Origin of the sequence: Candidatus Dechloromonas phosphoritropha, assembly GCA_016722705.1 — a bacterium.
In the GTDB taxonomy this organism is placed as follows: Bacteria; Pseudomonadota; Gammaproteobacteria; order Burkholderiales; family Rhodocyclaceae; genus Azonexus; species Azonexus phosphoritrophus.
The window spans coordinates 1854405-1871402 of the sequence record JADKGN010000004.1; the positions used below are offsets into that span (position 1 = coordinate 1854405).

Genomic DNA, 16998 nt, shown 5'->3' on the forward strand with positions numbered 1-16998 from the left:
CTGTCGAACTCGGGAGTACAAGTCACTGACTAGGCAGCAGCGTCGCTGGCTCAAGCGACGACAGGCGGTGGAACCGGCGATTGGCCACCTCAAGTCAGACCACAGGATGGATCGCTGCTGGCTCCAGGGGCAATTGGGCGATGCCTTGCATGCAGTCCTGTGTGCCGCCGGTTACAACTTGCGCTGGTTGCTGTGGGACATGCTCCGTTTGGGCCTGAAGGCTGCTTTTTTGCGCCCACCTTTATTGGCGCTGATGCTGCTCATCAACGACGAGCATTCACGATTCAATTCGAGCAATCAGAATTTCCGCTTGAACGGGGTGCTCAGCTGAATTTTGCAGGACCGACTAAGGAACGCTATAAGGTTGCGTTGCAATTTACGGAACGCACTGCGCAATGATTTTTCTCTTTTTTAGGACCTTCGGGATCGGGCCGCCTGAAGAACTAATTAATTTAAGACGAGTTTTTGAGCAACTGTTCTTGAGCGCAGGATCGTAAAAGTCAATGTCTTCAGTATAGAAATTACATGCATTTCCGATTACACTAACGTTAGCAAGACCAAGTCGCACGTAAACAATGTCGCGACCAGTAGGGAATCCGTGACTTTTCAGAGATTTCTCTAGCGCCCGGTCCTTGATTGGATTGGCATACTGAATATTCCCGCGTTGAAGGTTATCGGATAGCCAAGCATCAAACCATTCATAGTCTACAACTTGCCTCCATTCTGCTTCGACGATTCCATCGAGATCATGGAAAATGGGGAATTGTGATGTTGCGCTTGATATGAGCGCCTGTGGGCATCCGCATAGAGAGTGTCGCCTTCCTAACACTGCTTCGTAGTACCCCTTGAAAACATTAGCATCCACAATCATTTTTCCGAGCCCCGAGTTACGTCTGATTGTTTTATTTTCTCTTTATGTTTTCCGAAAGCGTCAGGCCTTTCAGGTTCGAAGCCATTTTGATTGGCTCGCGCGATAGCGAGTTCTTTGGCTTCGGCAAGTCTTTCGGGGAAAAATCCTCCCGGCCATTCAGCTGTGAATATTCCTTGAGCATTGAGTTCGAGTGGAATTAATTCTTTTCCAGAGCTCGTTGGATGAACGTAATAGATGCGCACGTCTTTCGGCTGAAGGTTTCCTTGTGCGATATGGCGCTGTAGGCGAACAATCATATGTTCGCTGTGGGTTTCGATAACTGACTGAACGCCGCGCTTGAATTGGTCTAAGAAGAAATCCCCTAGTTCAGCCTGGGCTTTGGGATGAAGATGGATTTCCGGTTCCTCAACGATAAAAGTGTCTCCACCTTCTGCATTTAACCCGGCAACCAATACAGGAATTACTTGGCTGTTGCCATAACCGACATCAGCAAAATTTGCGTACTCTTTTGTTATTGGGTGCTGGATATGAACCTCAAAATAACGATCAGACAAGTGGACGATCTTAATGTCTGACGCAATCCCAGCGATTTGCAGCCAATTCACTACGTTTTGTCTAATTCCTCGAGACTTTCTGCCTCGTCGCATGGAGTCCATAGCCAGCATTGTTATGGCGTGTTCACCATTGGCGCCAACCTTGAGACGTCGCTCTCCAGAGAAGAGATAGGTTCTTGAGGGCGGGATCCTCATTGCACCAACGTATTCAATGGACTGCAAGCTACGGACTGCATAAACTGAATTACGGCTAGCTCTGCGAACTTTCTCGGCAATCAACTTTGACAGTTCGTTCCCTTTTTCTTGAAAGTTTGCGAAGCCCGCTCGAGGTAGGAAGTTTCGGACTTCGAGAGCTCTTAGAGTTAACTCTGAACGGAGTGTGGGTGAAATCTCGCTCCTCCCAACGCGACGTAATTGAAAACGCTCAGAATCCTCATTGAATTCGGCGATTAGCAGTGGTTCGTTATTTGCAAAGCACTCCAACTTTTTTAAGATTATCTCTTTAAGTGAAGACCTATATTTGTAGTGAAGATCGTATGTGATAAGCTCATCGGTTGGAATCAATCGCATATGACGGTCATCGATTCGTAATGAGAATTTTATTTCTAGGTGCTTCCTGGTTATCCCGCCATGTATTAGATCTTTATATGTACCAAAATCACCTTTGGCACCATTTAACAAAAGTCGTACGTTAGGATCGTTACTTTCTAGAGTTTGACTGAGCAGTCTAATAATTGATAGTGCTGATGATTTTCCTGAGTTATTAGGGCCAACAAATAATGTAATTGGCGCTAATGAGATATCAAAGTGCTGGAAACTACGGTAATTTGTCGCGCTGATTCTCTCTAGCATAGTTGTGGTTGTCCTCGACAGGTGCGAATGTGATTGTTGTCTGATTTCGAAAGTATAGTAGCTGTTTTTAAGTATGGTGTAGGTCTAGATGCTCGCCGTACAGTTCGTGACTGAACTGCAAGGAATGGCCGGTAACTGACTGGGAGTTGAACTCAATCCTCTCAACTTAGCACGAGGTCATACGGCAGGTTTATAAGCATGGGACAAGTGAGTTTTCCGCTGATTTGGGCGAGGTCGGCATCGATCAGGGATGAATTTCTGGAGGTTTTTGACGATTTCCGAGAAGATTTCCCTGGTGACCCTGGTGGTGATTTTCTGCACCCCTGCCAAGACTCGAGGCAAGATACGACGTACGGTATTGAAGGCCAGCGTCCGATTCACTCGCCATTGCGAATCGCCGGGCAGCCGCTCCTCGGCAGCCAAATAGGAGGCCAAGGCATTGAGATTGTCACCCACCATCTTGGCACCGACATCCTGGCAGGCGGCCAGCCAAGTCAGCCCGGACGTGTGCTCCAGATTGAGCCGGTGCTTGATGCGCTTGAACGCCTCTTCGATACGCCAACGACTGTGATAAAGCGCCGAAAAGTCTGTGGCCGGATACCGCGAGGTATCAAGCAAAGACGTCATCAACACCCGTACCTGACCAGTCGGCGTCACCTGACGAATCAGACGAACCGTAGAAGGCTGCCGCGGACACTCATAGTCGATGGCATCCTGACGGTGGGGTGGCGGCAATGTCACCTGCGCCTCATCGAGTTCGGATCGCATGAACTGGGTGATGGCGGAAAAAGAAGCGGACGAATCACAGCGCATGCAAAAGGGGATACCCCGATGCAGCAGCGCAGCGACCAGCCAGGCCCCCGGATATCCCCGATCAAGCACCAGCATGTCCTGGGCGCCGAGCCGGTCAAGCCGCTCAAACAACATCTGACGTTCGCCGACCAGCGAACTGTGCAAAATCAGCGAGTCGAACAACTCGATCCCTGGTCGAAACAAACCGAAGATCACCGCCTCCCGAATATGGCGTCGCCCTTCTGGGTCAAGCAAGGTCAGGCGAACCTTCGATGCATCCGCCGCCAAGACCCGCAAGCCTTGCCAGTCCGGCTGCTGAGGAATGACCTCATCGACCAGACGCAACAGTTCCGCATTGAGCGGATCGAAGGGATTGGCGACCAGATGGCGACGCGCCTTCGAGAAGGCACTGGCCGTGATCACCCGACACAGACGGGTTCTTCCGGCAAGCAGGGCAAAGAAGGAATCGAGCTCAGCCTGAACTGCGCCGCGAATACCGGTGAGCAGGAATGCGATCAGATTCGTGAATGGCAACTCACGGTTTCGGGTGAAAAACCGAGGCTCGCGTCGGACGGCGGCAAGGAAATCAGCACCGTGAATGTAGTCCGTCAGCCGAGAAACGATATTGGCATATTTAGGCCGTCATATAAAGCCTATTTATATCAATTAGTTACAGGTTATATTGTATCCTACCACAGCCAGATTGCGAAGTTACCCGAACTGGATGACAAATCGCTAAGTCAAGAGGATTGGAGTTGAACTCCCAAGCATTCGAGATATGTAATCGCTCAAGCCGAGTTAAATGTGTAAGCTGTCCGGCAGGTTTCTGAATGAATCGGCCTCTCAAATGACCGGTTTTGGGCAATGACGAACGGCAAAAAATGGCCGGATGCTGACTCGCGACGGATGAAACGACACTCCTCGGCTCGATACCGAATTTTGCGAAACAGATTCAACCATTGCGGTTCATGTTACCAAGATCAAGGCCCAAGGCATCTAGCCGCCGATTCACCATCCCCAGCCGTTGCGCCACCCCGGCCCATGAAGCCATCGCGAAAGCGTTGTACTCAGCTTTCAATCGCCAGAAGGTGCGCCAGTGCATCCCCTTGGGTTTGCCGCCTTCCAGATTCGCTATCCCAACTTTCCACCCAAGCCGCCGCCGGATGGTATCCGCCCGCCGCATTGCTCGATCACCGTCGGTTTCCCGCTGGCACTGGTAATTCAGCTTGTGACAGTGCCGACAGGCAAACACGCGACCGCTGTAGAGAATTGCCACGCGCCGCCCGCATCCTTGCCCCGGACAGAGAAACCACGCCCGCCGCCCGCCAAGGGTGCAATCCGTCCATTCCAGATAAACCGGGTATTCCATCGCCTGCCATTCGCCGCCGTTGCTTCGATTTTGATAGCTCAGGATCACGCGGTCGGTGTCCGTTCGCGCCTGAATTGAGGCCACCTCTTTGCCGTTGACCGTCCATTGCCAGCTGAAGGTCCGACCCGGTGTCAGCAGGCCATCGCGTTGCAGCTTCCGAATATCCAGCGGTCGCATATCGTCGGTCGTGTCTTTTCCACCCCGCCGTCCGCTACCAAAGCCGCTCATGATTTTTTCCTTTCAAGATTTGCCTAAATCATTTGGAAAGTTTGCAGTATCGTTTTTGCTGAATTTGGCCGTGTGCCTTGCTACGCCGAGCATTTGGCCAGTTTTGATGGTGTTCCATTTCATGCACCACGAAGGTCTTTCAGCTTCAAAATCATCGCCAGTGTCCGCTCAAATTTGCGGTCAAGATGCGTTTCGTAGCGGTTGAGTTTCTCCAACACGTGCGCCCGCAGCCCTTCGCCCAAGGTTTGCGCCTTGATCGCCGGTGTGAACTGGGCTTCCCGCGCCATCTGGAAACAAATCGGTTCCATTGAATCGCGGATGAACTTGGCCAGTCCTTCGGCGGTCGCCGGGTATTTTCCTTCTGCTTCGCCGATATTGTCATCCCACCAGTCGCGTGATTCTTGAATCAGCGCCCGCCGCGCTTTGGTGTAGGCATTCGGCCCACCCTTGCGAAGTATCGCCGCCGCCTTCCGGGTTGCCGCCAGATCAAGCGCCGCGCCCCGCTGCCGCTCGGCTATCTCTTCCGGTGTTTCGTCCATGAATTCGCGCAGGTCGGCATTCTCGCTCGCGAGGCCACGTTGAAACGGTGCGGCTGAGGTAATCACCGACTTTGCACTGTTGACCGCACCTTTCAACCCCTCGTTGATCTTCGCGCCTTCGGCCAGCAATACACGGCGCTTGCGCCAGATGATCGTCGCCAATTCTTCGATCAGGTGTCGCTCGGTCATGCCCGCGGGTCGGTGTTCGTCGATCAGCGCCGCCTGCAGGTCGGCAAACTCGGCATGATCTTCGTGGGCCAGGACAACCAGCCGCGAAAGAATCCCGTGCTTCATGGCGTTGAAGCGCACCGGCTCATAGTTTCCTGTCGGCGCTACGGGTGCGGAATCGTCGCGGGTTATCAGTGCCGCCTCGTTGATGGTTTCGGCTTCAATGATTCGCATGGTCATTTCCTTTCAGATGCCCGGTCAGCGTTCGCCGCCCGGTTGTTGATTGGTGTCAGTCACGTTCGGCAGATAGCCCGTGCATCGTTGCAAAGTAGCAGTCGCAGGCCGATAGCCCAGATTGGCCGATACCAGCCCGCCGGGCTTGGCAATCGCGCAGGCTCCCCCCCGTAGATTCAGGCATTGCGAACAAGTGTGCCGGTCATCGGAGAATGGATCAGGCTTCGGCAGTTCCGCCGCTGCCCGCCCGGTGAAGTCGTCCCGCGCATCCAAGTCCCGCTGGCATTGCTCGATCACTTCCGCAATGGTCGCCGGGTCGGTTTCCTCGATCAGTGCCAGCCAGGCGCGGATTGCCGTTACCTCGCTGGCGGTCATGGGTGCCGATGGTTGCCGCATGGTCGGGGTAAAGGGTTCCGCTGCAACTGCGTCAGGGTAATAGGCCAGCGCCGCCGCATGATCCACTGCAGGCGCGAACGTAACCGGCAAATCGTCACTGTCGGCGAAGTGAAACAACCAGGCGTTGAACAGCGCCCAATCTTCCGCACTGATATTTTGTGAGGTATCAGGGGTATCAAGGGTGCAAGCCTTATCCTGCAAGGGTTTCGCTGATATCTCTAGCGGGTTGCATGGGGTATCAGGGGTATCAGCCGCCCGGCCTTCCAGTTTCAACAGCAGGTCATCAAGCGCCATGATCGCCCCCGAGCTTTTCAGCCTGAACGGGGTACAGCTTCATTCCGTGTCCGAAAATCCGGTAGAACTTCGCCCGCTTGCCATCAGCGCCAGGCACAGGCAATGCCCCGGCTTCCTGTAGAACATCCAGCGCCCGGTTGAAGTCAAAGCCCTTCAATGCTTCGCGCATCCCTTCCGCCGTAAAGAGATATTCCCGGCAATCGTTACTTTCCTTCCACCATCCTGACCGGTCGCGTATCGGTGCCTCGCTGGTTGCGTCAGCGTCGGAGAATCGCCCGCTGCCGTGCCGCTCGATGAAGCCCGAAACCCTTTCGAGAATTTGCCGCCGTTCGTCGTTGCCCTTGCCGCGCATCGCACGCCATACCCTGAAACCTTCCGCCGCCGCTTTGATCGCTTCGCCTTCCGGCCAGCCGGCAATGCCGTACTCGGTCGCTACTTCGCCAGCCAGCGCCAACAGTGCGAACCGGCCCGCTGCGCGTTTGTCCTGCCCTTCGCCACCTTCACCTGATAGCGTCGGCAAAGCCTTGATCCTTTCCAGCAAGGCGCAAAAGTCCCGATTGTCTCGGGTCAGCTTTTCAAGGAAGGCCCGCCCGGCGTATCCGTAATGAGTCACCGATGCCCGCTTGATCGCATCCGAAAAGGCCGTGCCGCTCGGCAAGTCGTGCAGGTTGTCCCATGCACCAAACGTCCGCGCCGCCGCTATATCCAGCAGCCGCACCGCTTGCCCGGCCTTGGCCCGGTGCCCGCCTTCGAGCATCGTGGTGGCAATGCTGCGTTCGCCACTCGACAGGATGAAACAGCGCCAACGCGAAACCGCCCGTGCATTGCCGGATCGCCCGGCCCGCTGCTTGCCGCGCCCGTTGCCCAGGCTATAAACGATAGCGCCCACCTCTCGCGGATCGCATTCGCTGATTTCATCCAGGGCCAGCAGGCAATCATTGAACAGTGACGCCGCGCCTTCCATGCCGTTCGCCGTGGCTCGCCAACTGCGCCGATAATTCGGCCCGCCCCAGACAGAGCAACCAGCCTCTAACAAGGTCGTTTTGCCGGTGGACGAGTCGCCCACGAAATGCACGCCACCGCCTTCAGCGTTGCATCGCGCCAGCATCGGCCCGGCAAAGGATGCCGACAGCGCCAACAGCAAAAGCGGGTTGCCCACAGCTAGCGCCGCTATATCGGACTTCCACCCTGCCAGCGTGCCGCCCGTCGTATGTTCGTCGTGCCCACGTTCGCCGCTCTGGAAAATCACGCCTGAAGCCTTCGGCCCGATCACCGCATCCGGCAGAACAAACGAACCGTCGCACCAGCCGACTTGCAGGGCGCAGCGCATCCGACGTTTTGGCGGCTTGGCTTGCAGGTAGGATGCCAACAGGTTCCGCGCCTTGGGTGAGGGGTCGATTTCCACGCCCATGCTCAACAGTTCGCCGCGCATGTCGTCGCCTGCCCCTCTGAGCAAATCCATAGGCATAGCCCATTCGCGCCAGCGGCCCAAGGTGTTTTTGAAACGTAGCAGCCGCCCGAAATTGTTGTCGCTGCCGTCAAAGGTCACTGCTTCAACACGCACCGGAGAGCAAACCCAGAATTGAACGGGGTTGCCGTCCTTGTCGGTGCTGAAAAACCAAACCCCGGCCCGATACTTCGCCCCGCCGTGTTCCAGCCAGTCATCAAAGACACGATAGGCCGGGCGCTCGATCTCGGCAGGAATGGGGTTTTCCGTTGCGCCTGATACCTCTGATACCTCCCCGCTTTCTTGTGGGGTATCAGCAGGAAGCCCGTCGTTACTGGCTTGCACCCCTGATACCTGTGATACCTCTGTTTCTTTCAATTCCTCGTTATTGGCTTCAACCAGCCCGGTAATTGCCTGCCGTACCGGATCCTGCCCGCACAGTGCCGCCATGTCGTTGAAGTCAGTCGCCCCCGCTGGCCGATCCATGCCAAAGTCAGGCAGTGTCAGCAAGCCGCCCACGGATCGCGCCGCTTCGGTTGCTGCGGTTAATCCGGGGTTGCCTTCGGTCTTGGTATCATCATCGGCGCACAGGATCAAAGGCAGGTCAGGAAACTTGTCGCGCATGGCCTTGGCAACTGCGCCCACGTTCCCGGCATTGAACGCCACAGCGACGGGGTAGCCCGTCGTCTCGTGAATCGTTGCGCCGGTTGCGAAGCCCTCGGCAATGCACAACGCCGCTGCGCCCTTGGGGTTGCCAATACTGAAGTAACAGCCCTTGACTCGTCCGCCAGTGAGAAAGCGCTTTTCACCATCTGGCCCGATGAATTGCAGCGAATGAATATCGCCATCGGCCCGCATAGGGATCAGCAGCGCATCGTTGTATAGCTTCGCCCCGTTGGCCTTGATGCCTTTACGGGTCAGATAGGGGTGATCGCCGGGGGCGGGTTCGCCCGTCTGCCAGATCGCTGCTGCTTTGGTCTTGGCTTCCGACTTGCGCCGGGCTTCCTCGGCTTCACGTTCGCGCCGCATGGCTTCCACCTTGGCCCGGTGTGCCGTTTCTTCGGCATGGGTCAGGGTGCGCCCTATGTCGGCCCGCCAGGTCTGCATGATGCCGGTGCGCCAATCGCCAAAGCTCCCGGCTGGAATGCCCTCGTCGTGCAGCAAATACCAGCCCGCGTCGTCGGCTTTCTTGCCGTTGCTGGAAAAGCGGCGCAACTTGCCATCAGGTTCAATATCAGACGGTGGAACAAGTCCCGCCGATTGGATTGCATCACGGAACTGCCCGATAGCGTTAAGCATGGATCACCCCCAGAATCAGCAGGGCAGCTATCGCCAGCAAAACAATATCCGCCGCCATCGTCGGATCAATCCGGCCTCGACTATTGCGCTTCCATGTGCGTTTTTGCTGACGATCACGCGAAGGTTTTGCCAGATTTAACCAGCCTGTCAGCGGGTCGGTTTTGGTATGATTGCGGCTATCGAATGTAGTTTTTGAGGCCGTGCCGGTGCCTGCCGTGTGCGGCTTTTTCTTGTCGGTCATGGTCGCCCCCTATGCCGATGCCAGGGTGTCAGGCGCTCCGACCACCTCGCCATTCAACACGCGGGCAGCCTCGGCAGCGTCCCAGAGTAGGCGGCGGTTTGGCAACTTTATCGGGCGCAGGCCCATCCAATGCCCATTGCGGCAAACGGCGGCCCTGATTGATTGAGGGACAACCTTACCGAATGCGGCTAATTCTTCGGTAGATAGTTTTGGGGTGTTGATATTGCTTGGCATCGTCTTAAACTCATTGGCTGTGATTGACGTGCGAAGCATGAATTCGGGGTGATTTTTCCCGATTTAAATCCCGATTTACTTCTATGGCTAGTACGGGTTTCCGGCTGTTTTCCCCAATTTAACGGGGGTCAAATTTCCCCGATTTCCCCGATTTCCCCGATTTCGGAAAGCATCTCAGGTTCCCATTTTTTCCAGTTTTCAACTTTGACGAACCGGGATTTCACTTGACCGACATTCAATGTGTCGGTTGAAACCAAAAGCCGTGCAAAGATTATTGGACTCCATCGGGCTTCTTTCCCCACACCCCTTCCCCCGATCTCCTTTAACGCTTCCTTGAATTTGGCAGCCTCTTTGTTGGGGCGGCTTAAATAGTCGCTCCAGTTCTTACCTGTCAATTGAAACCCGTCGACTATTTCTCGCTTGGTACAGAGCGGCCAATTTTCCTGATATTTGTCGGCTTGGATGGCAGCTTTCTCAGTCGGCTCCGCAGCCTCCGGTGCAGGTTTCTCGACTGCCGCCCGAAAATCGTCCGGCAAGTCAAAGTCGCCCAGCAGGTCGCCATCGACAAACTGGAGAAGTTGAGCGGGCGTGCAGGGGAATATCAGCGGCGGACGATCGGCCCGTTCAAGAAGGAGTCGGCGCTCTTCAGTGGTTAGCAATCGTAAATCGTCGTCGCTGTATTGTTCCGGATGGACGCCTGACTGGCCGACAATATATGACCCGCCTTTGCAGATTCCTATCCCCGTCAATTCTTCCCAGTGGCGAAACATCAGCGTATCCATTGCCGCTAATTCAATGCAACGCTCACCTTCCGGGTGGCCTTCGGTCTTCTGCTCGTATTCCATTTCGCGCCTCGAACATTATTTCAATGCGCGTATTTTGGCTGACCCGCCAGCATTTATTTCAACGTGAATGAATTCGATGCAACGCGAGTGGCAGCGCCACATCGCCCCCCGCTGCCGCGTAACAATTCAGGCGGCTATCGCTCACCTACTGCATCTGAATGACCAGCCGCTTACCGCAAGCGCTGGCGTATTTGCGAAGTGTGGAGAGAGATGGGGCATGTTTACGGTTGCCCAAGCTGGACTCAATGCGTGCCAGTACGGGCTGAGAAACACCCATGATTGAGGCGACTTCCGCTTGAGTCAGGCCCGCTTCCTTTCTGGCTTTGAGCAGTACGGCAAGGGCGGCGAATTCATCATCCAGTGCATCGTAGGCATCACGAAACGCAGGGCTATCCTCTCGCTTCTTGGCGGCATGGGCCTTGGGGTCAAAAGCTACCGGGGTGAACTTATCCATTCTGTACCTCCTTCAATCGCTGGCGGGCGGTCTTCAATTCCTTGGCTGGTGTCTGCTCTGTCTTCTTGATGAAGCCGTGCAGGATAACGACACGACGGCCCACCAAGGTGCAGAAGAAAGCACGGCCAATTCCTTCTCTACCCTTGGCGCGAACCTCGAACAGGCCGTCTCCAAATGGCCGGGTGTAGGGCATGCCCAAGTTGGGGCCATACTCCGCCATCCGTTCTGCAATCCGGGTGAAACTGGCTTGGATGCCATCCGGCCAAGCAAGAATTTCTACTTGAACAGATTCGCTGTAAAACTCAAGGGTGTATTCCATAGTGAATATAGCTCACGTGCTATTAAATTGCAATCAGGCAACCACCTTCAATCCCGGCTTGGCTTCTTCGCTCGGCTGTTCAATGCCTGCCTGCTCAAGAATCCACGTTTCAATTCTGGTGTGCCACATGCGAAGCAAATCAAGCGGACGCTCGCGGTAATGCTTTTCAGCCGTTGCGCTTGGCTTGTGTCCCATGATTTGAGCCACCACGCCTACCGGCACCTCGCACCATTCGGAAAGACTGCCAAAAGAGCGGCGCAGGCCGTGCAGGGAGAGTGCAGGCAGGCCAGCGGCGGCGATTGCCTTGCGGTGGGCAATGCTCGGCTCTTCAAGGCGCCCCGTTGCAGATGTTGGGCTACTGAATACCCAAGGCGAAGGCTCCCACTCCCTACCATGCCCCTTCAATGTTTTGAGGCGGCGAACGGTGGGGGCGGTTTCGTTTCGTCGATAAAGGTCACGTAACAGACTGGAAAGGTATGGTGTTAATGGGATGGTGCGCTCACCTTCCACCTTGTCGCGTATGGTTAGGCTGTTCCACTGAAAATCCACATCCTGCCAGCGCAGAGCGGTCAGTTCATTACGACGCGCTCCAGTGATTAGCAGTCCTTGCAGATAGGCAGCAATGGTCGGGTTCGGAATGAGTTGCACAGCCTCAAACCAGAGGCGAAGCTGCTCACGTTGCAAACTGTCTTTTTTGGCTGTCCCTGATTTAACGCGCTCCTTGCTTACTGATTTGGCGCAGGCCAGCGGGTCGGCAATGCCTCGATAATCCGTTTCGCTTTCCCTTGGCTTGGTTTCGCACCAATTGACGAAGGCCCGAAGCAACCGAAATGCTAAGGCGGCTTGTGTCCCTCGTTTCGGGGTTTCAACTTCCAACCATGAAATCACGCGCTCAGAAGTAAGGCCCGAGAGTGGCAGCGGTGACAGAGAGGCAAGCACGCCAGCGGTCAGGGTGCGGGCTGTCTCGCCTTCGCCCTTGGTGCGCTCGGGATTCATTAGCTTGTAATGGTCGAATAGGTGGCGTTCGCTCCACTTGGCGCGGCGGGCTTCAATGTAGGCGCTCCACACCTCGCCAACAGTGATTTGATTGCGGTGGACTGCCTGTTCAGCTTCCAGCACGGCGGCGGCTTTCTCGTCCCGTTCGGCCTGTACGGCCTTCACTTCATCGGCTGCCACTTGGCGCGGGTCTTTGCCTTGGTCGATTAGCGTTTTAAGGCGGTTAGCCTCTTCCCGTGCGCCTCGCTGAATTTCCTTGCCATCTTTCCACACAGACCTGAGCATCCAGGCGCGAACGTCACCCAGAGTAATGCGGATAGTTTGCCGGTTTAGCTTGCTCTCGAAAATGAACGACTTCGCCCCAGTTGCTGTAACCCGCACGGCCAGCCCCGGCGCTTCTGTATCCCAGAGGAATGACTGCCGTTTTTCTGCCGGACAGGTGAGGTCTGCTATTCGTACTAGGGTGAGTCTTACGCGTTCCATAATCCGGCCTCTTTTTGGCTGTGTAGCCACCATGTAGCCAAATTATAGGATGTCAATCAACATTTTTCAACGTGCGGATTATTGGCTATACATTTAATGCATTGATTAATTGCAATTATTAATTTTCCGAAAATGGCGCTCAACGTCAATAAATAGCATAAATCAGGGATTGAAAATCCGCGTGTCCGTGGTTCGATTCCGCGATTGGCCACCAAAAAATCAAGCACTTAGCCCCAGTCATAAGCCGGGGCTTTTTGCTTTCTGAAATCCACGTAAGCACTTTGTAAGCGGATTTCATCAATGGCCCCAAAGAAAAGCGGCCTCGGGGGTTTGCCCCCCTATGCGTTTCGGGCGTTTTGGTCTTAAAATTGCATTTAGCCCGAATTTTTCATAAAAGCAGGCGAATCTCGTTTAACCCATTGATATAATTGGGGTTACGCCAATAACGCTTTGTAAGAAGCCTAAACGAGACCGCCTATGGACTATTCTATCCCAACCCAGCTTCGCTTTCCCGCCAGCGCCGGATTTACGATCCGGGCAGATTTTGACGGCGGGGCGATGTCCTCCGACTTTGGCGCACTCCTGTTGCGTGGCATCGACCTGCAAATCGGCCTGATTCCCCGCCTGGTCAGCGCGATTCACGACAAACGCCACGCCTCGTACATTGACCATCCCCTGGCCGACCTGCTCCGCCAGCGGATATTCCAGACCGCCAGCGGTTACGCCGACGGTAATGACGCCAACACGCTGCGGCGCGATCCGCTGTTCAAACTGGCGGTCGGTCGTGCCCCGCTGGACGAGGGAAATGACCTGGCCTCCGGCCCCACGCTCTCCCGGCTCGAAAACAGCGTATCGCGCAAAGACATTTACCGCCTGGCCAAAAGCTTCGTCGACGCCTTCATCGCCAGCTACGCCCAGGCGCCTGCCGTGATCGTGCTCGATATGGATCACTCGGAGGATGCCACTCACGGGCAGCAGGAACTGGCGTTCTATAACCCCCACTACGGGAATCACTGCTACCTGCCGCTGTTTCTCTTCGAAGGACTTTCCGGGAAGTTCATTACTGCCGTCCTGCGTCCGGGCAAACGCCCGACTGGCAAGGAGAACGCGGCCATCATCAAGCGCGTGCTGCGCTTGCTCCGCCAGGCTTGGCCCGAGACCCACATCATTCTGCGCGGGGATGGCCACTTCTCGAATCCCGAACTGATGGCCTTGTGCGCGTCCGATCCGCATCTGGACTTCCTCTTCGGCCTGGCCGGCAACCAGGTGCTCTCGCCCAAGGCCGAGCCGCTGCTGAAGAAAGCCCGTGCGCTGCACCAGACACAGCGCCAACGCCCAGCGCCTGGGGAACGCCGAGCCTGCGGCGACACGACTGTACGACGATATCGAGTATCAGGCGGGCTCGTGGCCCAAGGCTTACCGCGTGGTGGTCAAGGCCGAGGTGATGGCCTTGGGTGACAACCCGCGGTACGTGGTGACCTCGCTGTCCGACCCGACGCCTGATGTGCTTTACAAAGAGCTGTACTGTGCTCGAGGGCAGGACGAGAACTTCATCAAGGCGGTGAAGAACGACTTGGCCAGTGACCGGACCTCCGATCATGCCTTCCTCGCCAATCACCTGCGGCTGTTCTATTCGTGTGCGGCGTATGGGTTGATTCACGGCTTGCGCGAGAACACGCTGGTGCATACGGAACTGGCCAAGGCGCAACCGCTGTCGATTATCCTGAAACTCTTTAAGTTGGCGGTGCGCGTGGTGCAGTACAAGGATCGGATCAAGCTGTCCTTGCCTACGTCGTGTCCGATGAAGGGGGTGCTGGCGCGGGTGACCGAGTTGCTTTACCTCGTCCCGCGCCCGCCGGCGCCGGCCTGATCGACTCGGCGACGCCGTCTCATGCTGCCGACTCGAATCCGCTTGAGCGGAGGTGAGGTCTCGCCAGCGCTCTGTCCAGGGATCGATGGCGGCAGGGTGTGATGCCCAAAAGTTGGGGTATTTGGCCGATCGTGGCGGGTTGCCAGCAAAATTCGCAGCAAGCTGACTCGCATCACGGCTGGAATGGCACGACATTGACATCGCGCGGCGGGTTTATGAAACATCCGGGTTAGGTCATCTTGCATAGAGACCTCGGTCACGGCGAGTAATTCGCTGATGCTGGTTTGGCTGCCTCGAGTGCTTCGGGTCAGTGCCATTAGCGTGACGTAATGTCAGGCGTGGGTTATTCCTTAACCTCAGGAGTTTCTCACATGGCCTTGCGTCGAAAATCTCTTATCAAACCACGTGCAGTTGCCTTTGACAGGCAGAATGGCCGCTGCTTCTACTGCGGCCAGCCAATGTGCCAGCGTGATATTCAACAGTTCACTCAGGCGCATCGAATATCAGCCAAGCAAGCGAAGTGGCTCCAATGTAACGGTGAGCATCTAACACCCCACAAAAATGGTGGTGGTGTATCTTCTTCGAATATTGTAGCGGCCTGTTATTGGTGCAATTCTAAGAGGCATGCGCGGTCCACCGACCTATCGCCAGAAAAGTATCGCCTCATGGTGGCCAAGCTTATGGCCAAGGGCGGTTGGCACCCGGCTAGGATTTCTTCGTCAGGATGTGAGGGTTTGGAGCCGATGCATAAAGGGGCCACTGGTTTGGGCCATTAGGAGCTTTTTCCATTCCTTCGGGCGGACCTCACTCAATCCCAGCCAAGCGCTCCCTTGCAGTTCGGCAATTTTGACCTTGCGGGCGTAATTGTGGGTGGCGCTCCGGCTCAAGCCGGTGCGCTTGGCAATTTCCCGGTATGAATAGCCACGCTTTCGAAGGTCAAGGGCCAGGCTCCGCAGCTTGCGGAAATGCTCGGCTCGTTCCGGCCTTGCTCTTGATTTTGCCGAGGGGCGGGGTCTCCGAATAAGCACCATATATCCCGCCAGCAGAAGCTGAGGCAAATCGCAACAGAGAACTCGCCGATCAGGCCGCCATCTCGACCTGACTTAAGCCTTGGTCAGGGGCTAGCTCATTATTGACAGCACTCTTTTAGCCGTAGGTCACTGCCCGACCTGATTCAGGCGGCCGCATTTCCCGGAACCGGCCGCGAAACGCGCGGATCGGGCGCAATCCGCGCCATGCCAGCATGGATGCGGGAAGCACATGCATCAGGCCCTTCCCAGCAAGCGCTCGAACCACCAGACCTTCCTTTCAGGTCTTGCAACGACCTCGGGCGCATTGGCTCCATCGTGCTCGCGATACCAATTCCCGACCGACCCTGCGGCATCGATGCCAGTCTTTCAGCAATTGCAGCGTGGTATTCGAGCACCTTGGTAGAATTGCCGAAACTGATCGGAGACAGACCATGCAGATTACACTGACCCGCCCCGACGACTGGCACCTGCACCTGCGCGACGGCGAAGCGCTGGCTGCCGTGCTGGCTCACACCGCCGCCCAGTTCGCCCGCGCCATCGTCATGCCCAACCTGAAGCCGTCGGTGACGACCGTCGACCAGGCTGCCGCCTACCGTAGCCGCATCGTCGCCGCCTTACCAGCCGGCGCCAGTTTCGAGCCGCTGATGACGTTGTATCTGACCGACAACACCCCGCCGGCGCAGGTTGCCAGGGCCGCCGCTTCCGGTTTCGTCAAGGCGGTGAAACTCTATCCGGCGGGGGCGACGACCAACTCCGATGCGGGCCTGACCGATATCGCCAAGGCGTACGATACGCTGGCCGAAATGGAACGGATCGACCTGCCGTTGCTCGTGCATGGCGAGGTGACCGATCCGGTGATCGATTTGTTCGACCGCGAAAAGGCCTTCATCGACACCGTCCTGCTGCCGCTGACGCAACGCTTCCCGAAACTCAGGGTGGTCATGGAGCACATCACGACCCGTGACGCTGCGGAATTTGTGCAAAATTCGCCGTCGACCGTGGCGGCCACGATTACGGCCCACCACCTGCTCTACAACCGTAGCGCTATCTTCCTCGGTGGCCTTCGTCCGCACTGGTACTGCCTGCCAGTCCTCAAGCGCGAGACGCACCGCGAAGCGCTGGTCGCCGCGGCGATTTCCGGCAATCCCAAGTTCTTCCTCGGCACCGATTCGGCGCCGCACGCGAAGTTGACCAAGGAATCCGCCTGCGGTTGCGCCGGCTGTTACACGGCCTACGCCGCGCTCGAACTGTACGCCGAGGCCTTCGAGCAGGCCGGGGCGCTCGACAGACTGGAAGCCTTTGCCAGTTTCCATGGCCCGGACTGGTACGACCTGCCGCGTAACAGCGGCACGGTGATGCTGGTCAAGGAAAAGTGGACGGTGCCCGCCGCATACCCTTACATCGGTGACGACACGATCGTCCCCTTGAGGGCCGGCGAAACGCTGTCCTGGAAGATGCGCTGAGCCGGCGCCGGCTTGCCCG

The 16998-nt window shown here is 56.3% G+C and carries 13 protein-coding genes and 2 pseudogenes; 4 read left to right on the forward strand and 11 right to left on the reverse strand.

Annotation, left to right across the window (positions count from 1 at the left end):
* Nucleotides 1-19 precede the first annotated feature (19 nt).
* A pseudogene (locus IPP03_14725) lies at nucleotides 20-196 on the forward strand (transposase).
* A 671-nt stretch (nucleotides 197-867) separates the two neighbouring features.
* Here IPP03_14725 and IPP03_14730 read toward each other — a convergent pair.
* From IPP03_14730 to IPP03_14780, 11 genes are all read right to left on the reverse strand, one after another.
* Nucleotides 868-2277, reverse strand: a complete 1410-nt coding sequence (locus IPP03_14730) for an AAA family ATPase (protein ID MBL0353839.1) — start codon at nucleotides 2275-2277, stop codon at nucleotides 868-870.
* A gap of 177 nt (nucleotides 2278-2454) precedes the next feature.
* The gene (locus tag IPP03_14735; GenBank protein ID MBL0353840.1) at nucleotides 2455-3669 is read right to left on the reverse strand and encodes an IS4 family transposase; all 1215 of its coding nucleotides are present in this window, start codon (nucleotides 3667-3669) and stop codon (nucleotides 2455-2457) included.
* 352 nt (nucleotides 3670-4021) lie between these two features.
* Complete coding sequence (locus tag IPP03_14740; protein MBL0353841.1) at nucleotides 4022-4666, reverse strand: hypothetical protein; 645 nt, start codon at nucleotides 4664-4666, stop codon at nucleotides 4022-4024.
* Between the two features lie 119 nt (nucleotides 4667-4785).
* Nucleotides 4786-5568, reverse strand: a complete 783-nt coding sequence (locus tag IPP03_14745; GenBank protein ID MBL0353842.1) for a hypothetical protein — start codon at nucleotides 5566-5568, stop codon at nucleotides 4786-4788.
* Between the two features lie 63 nt (nucleotides 5569-5631).
* Nucleotides 5632-6297, reverse strand: a complete 666-nt coding sequence (locus tag IPP03_14750; GenBank protein MBL0353843.1) for a hypothetical protein — start codon at nucleotides 6295-6297, stop codon at nucleotides 5632-5634.
* Nucleotides 6287-9043 carry a DUF927 domain-containing protein gene (locus IPP03_14755; protein MBL0353844.1) on the reverse strand — a complete coding sequence of 919 codons (2757 nt, stop codon included), beginning with the start codon at nucleotides 9041-9043 and terminating at the stop codon, nucleotides 6287-6289. Before IPP03_14755 ends, IPP03_14750 begins: the two co-directional genes overlap by 11 nt.
* Nucleotides 9036-9284, reverse strand: a complete 249-nt coding sequence (locus IPP03_14760) for a hypothetical protein (GenBank protein MBL0353845.1) — start codon at nucleotides 9282-9284, stop codon at nucleotides 9036-9038. The genes IPP03_14755 and IPP03_14760 overlap by 8 nt, the downstream gene beginning before the upstream one ends.
* Nucleotides 9285-9646: 362 nt before the next feature.
* Nucleotides 9647-10363 (reverse strand): hypothetical protein, encoded by a 717-nt coding sequence (locus IPP03_14765; protein ID MBL0353846.1) that lies wholly within the window; start codon nucleotides 10361-10363, stop codon nucleotides 9647-9649.
* A gap of 145 nt (nucleotides 10364-10508) precedes the next feature.
* A complete protein-coding gene (locus tag IPP03_14770; GenBank protein MBL0353847.1) occupies nucleotides 10509-10817 on the reverse strand; it encodes a helix-turn-helix transcriptional regulator in 309 nt (102 codons plus the stop codon).
* On the reverse strand, nucleotides 10810-11136 hold the full coding sequence (locus IPP03_14775) for a type II toxin-antitoxin system RelE/ParE family toxin (GenBank protein ID MBL0353848.1): 327 nt from the start codon (nucleotides 11134-11136) through the stop codon (nucleotides 10810-10812). The genes IPP03_14770 and IPP03_14775 overlap by 8 nt, the downstream gene beginning before the upstream one ends.
* Before the next feature lie 33 nt (nucleotides 11137-11169).
* Nucleotides 11170-12615, reverse strand: a complete 1446-nt coding sequence (locus tag IPP03_14780) for an integrase family protein (GenBank protein MBL0353849.1) — start codon at nucleotides 12613-12615, stop codon at nucleotides 11170-11172.
* A 477-nt stretch (nucleotides 12616-13092) separates the two neighbouring features.
* Between IPP03_14780 and IPP03_14785 the strand changes: the two are divergent.
* The 3 genes and pseudogenes from IPP03_14785 (at nucleotide 13093) to pyrC (ending at nucleotide 16979) form a co-directional block, all read left to right on the forward strand.
* Nucleotides 13093-14485: pseudogene (locus tag IPP03_14785) on the forward strand (IS1380 family transposase).
* Between the two features lie 371 nt (nucleotides 14486-14856).
* Entirely contained in the window at nucleotides 14857-15261 is a 405-nt protein-coding gene (locus IPP03_14790; protein MBL0353850.1) for an HNH endonuclease, read from the forward strand.
* A gap of 686 nt (nucleotides 15262-15947) precedes the next feature.
* Nucleotides 15948-16979, forward strand: coding sequence for a dihydroorotase (gene pyrC, locus IPP03_14795; protein MBL0353851.1), 1032 nt, complete (start codon nucleotides 15948-15950; stop codon nucleotides 16977-16979).
* The last annotated feature ends 19 nt before the right edge of the window (nucleotides 16980-16998 follow it).

Excerpts from the sequence above, each read along its gene's own strand:
- IPP03_14755 (MBL0353844.1), bottom strand. The coding sequence starts at position 9,043 with ATGCTTAACGCTATCGGGCAGTTCCGTGATGCAATCCAATCGGCGGGA.
- IPP03_14775 (MBL0353848.1), bottom strand. The coding sequence starts at position 11,136 with ATGGAATACACCCTTGAGTTTTACAGCGAATCTGTTCAAGTAGAAATT.
- IPP03_14780 (MBL0353849.1), bottom strand. The coding sequence starts at position 12,615 with ATGGAACGCGTAAGACTCACCCTAGTACGAATAGCAGACCTCACCTGT.
- IPP03_14730 (MBL0353839.1), bottom strand. The coding sequence starts at position 2,277 with ATGCTAGAGAGAATCAGCGCGACAAATTACCGTAGTTTCCAGCACTTT.
- IPP03_14740 (MBL0353841.1), bottom strand. The coding sequence starts at position 4,666 with ATGAGCGGCTTTGGTAGCGGACGGCGGGGTGGAAAAGACACGACCGAC.
- IPP03_14790 (MBL0353850.1), top strand. The coding sequence starts at position 14,857 with ATGGCCTTGCGTCGAAAATCTCTTATCAAACCACGTGCAGTTGCCTTT.
- IPP03_14750 (MBL0353843.1), bottom strand. The coding sequence starts at position 6,297 with ATGGCGCTTGATGACCTGCTGTTGAAACTGGAAGGCCGGGCGGCTGAT.
- IPP03_14770 (MBL0353847.1), bottom strand. The coding sequence starts at position 10,817 with ATGGATAAGTTCACCCCGGTAGCTTTTGACCCCAAGGCCCATGCCGCC.
- IPP03_14765 (MBL0353846.1), bottom strand. The coding sequence starts at position 10,363 with ATGGAATACGAGCAGAAGACCGAAGGCCACCCGGAAGGTGAGCGTTGC.
- pyrC (MBL0353851.1), top strand. The coding sequence starts at position 15,948 with ATGCAGATTACACTGACCCGCCCCGACGACTGGCACCTGCACCTGCGC.
- IPP03_14760 (MBL0353845.1), bottom strand. The coding sequence starts at position 9,284 with ATGACCGACAAGAAAAAGCCGCACACGGCAGGCACCGGCACGGCCTCA.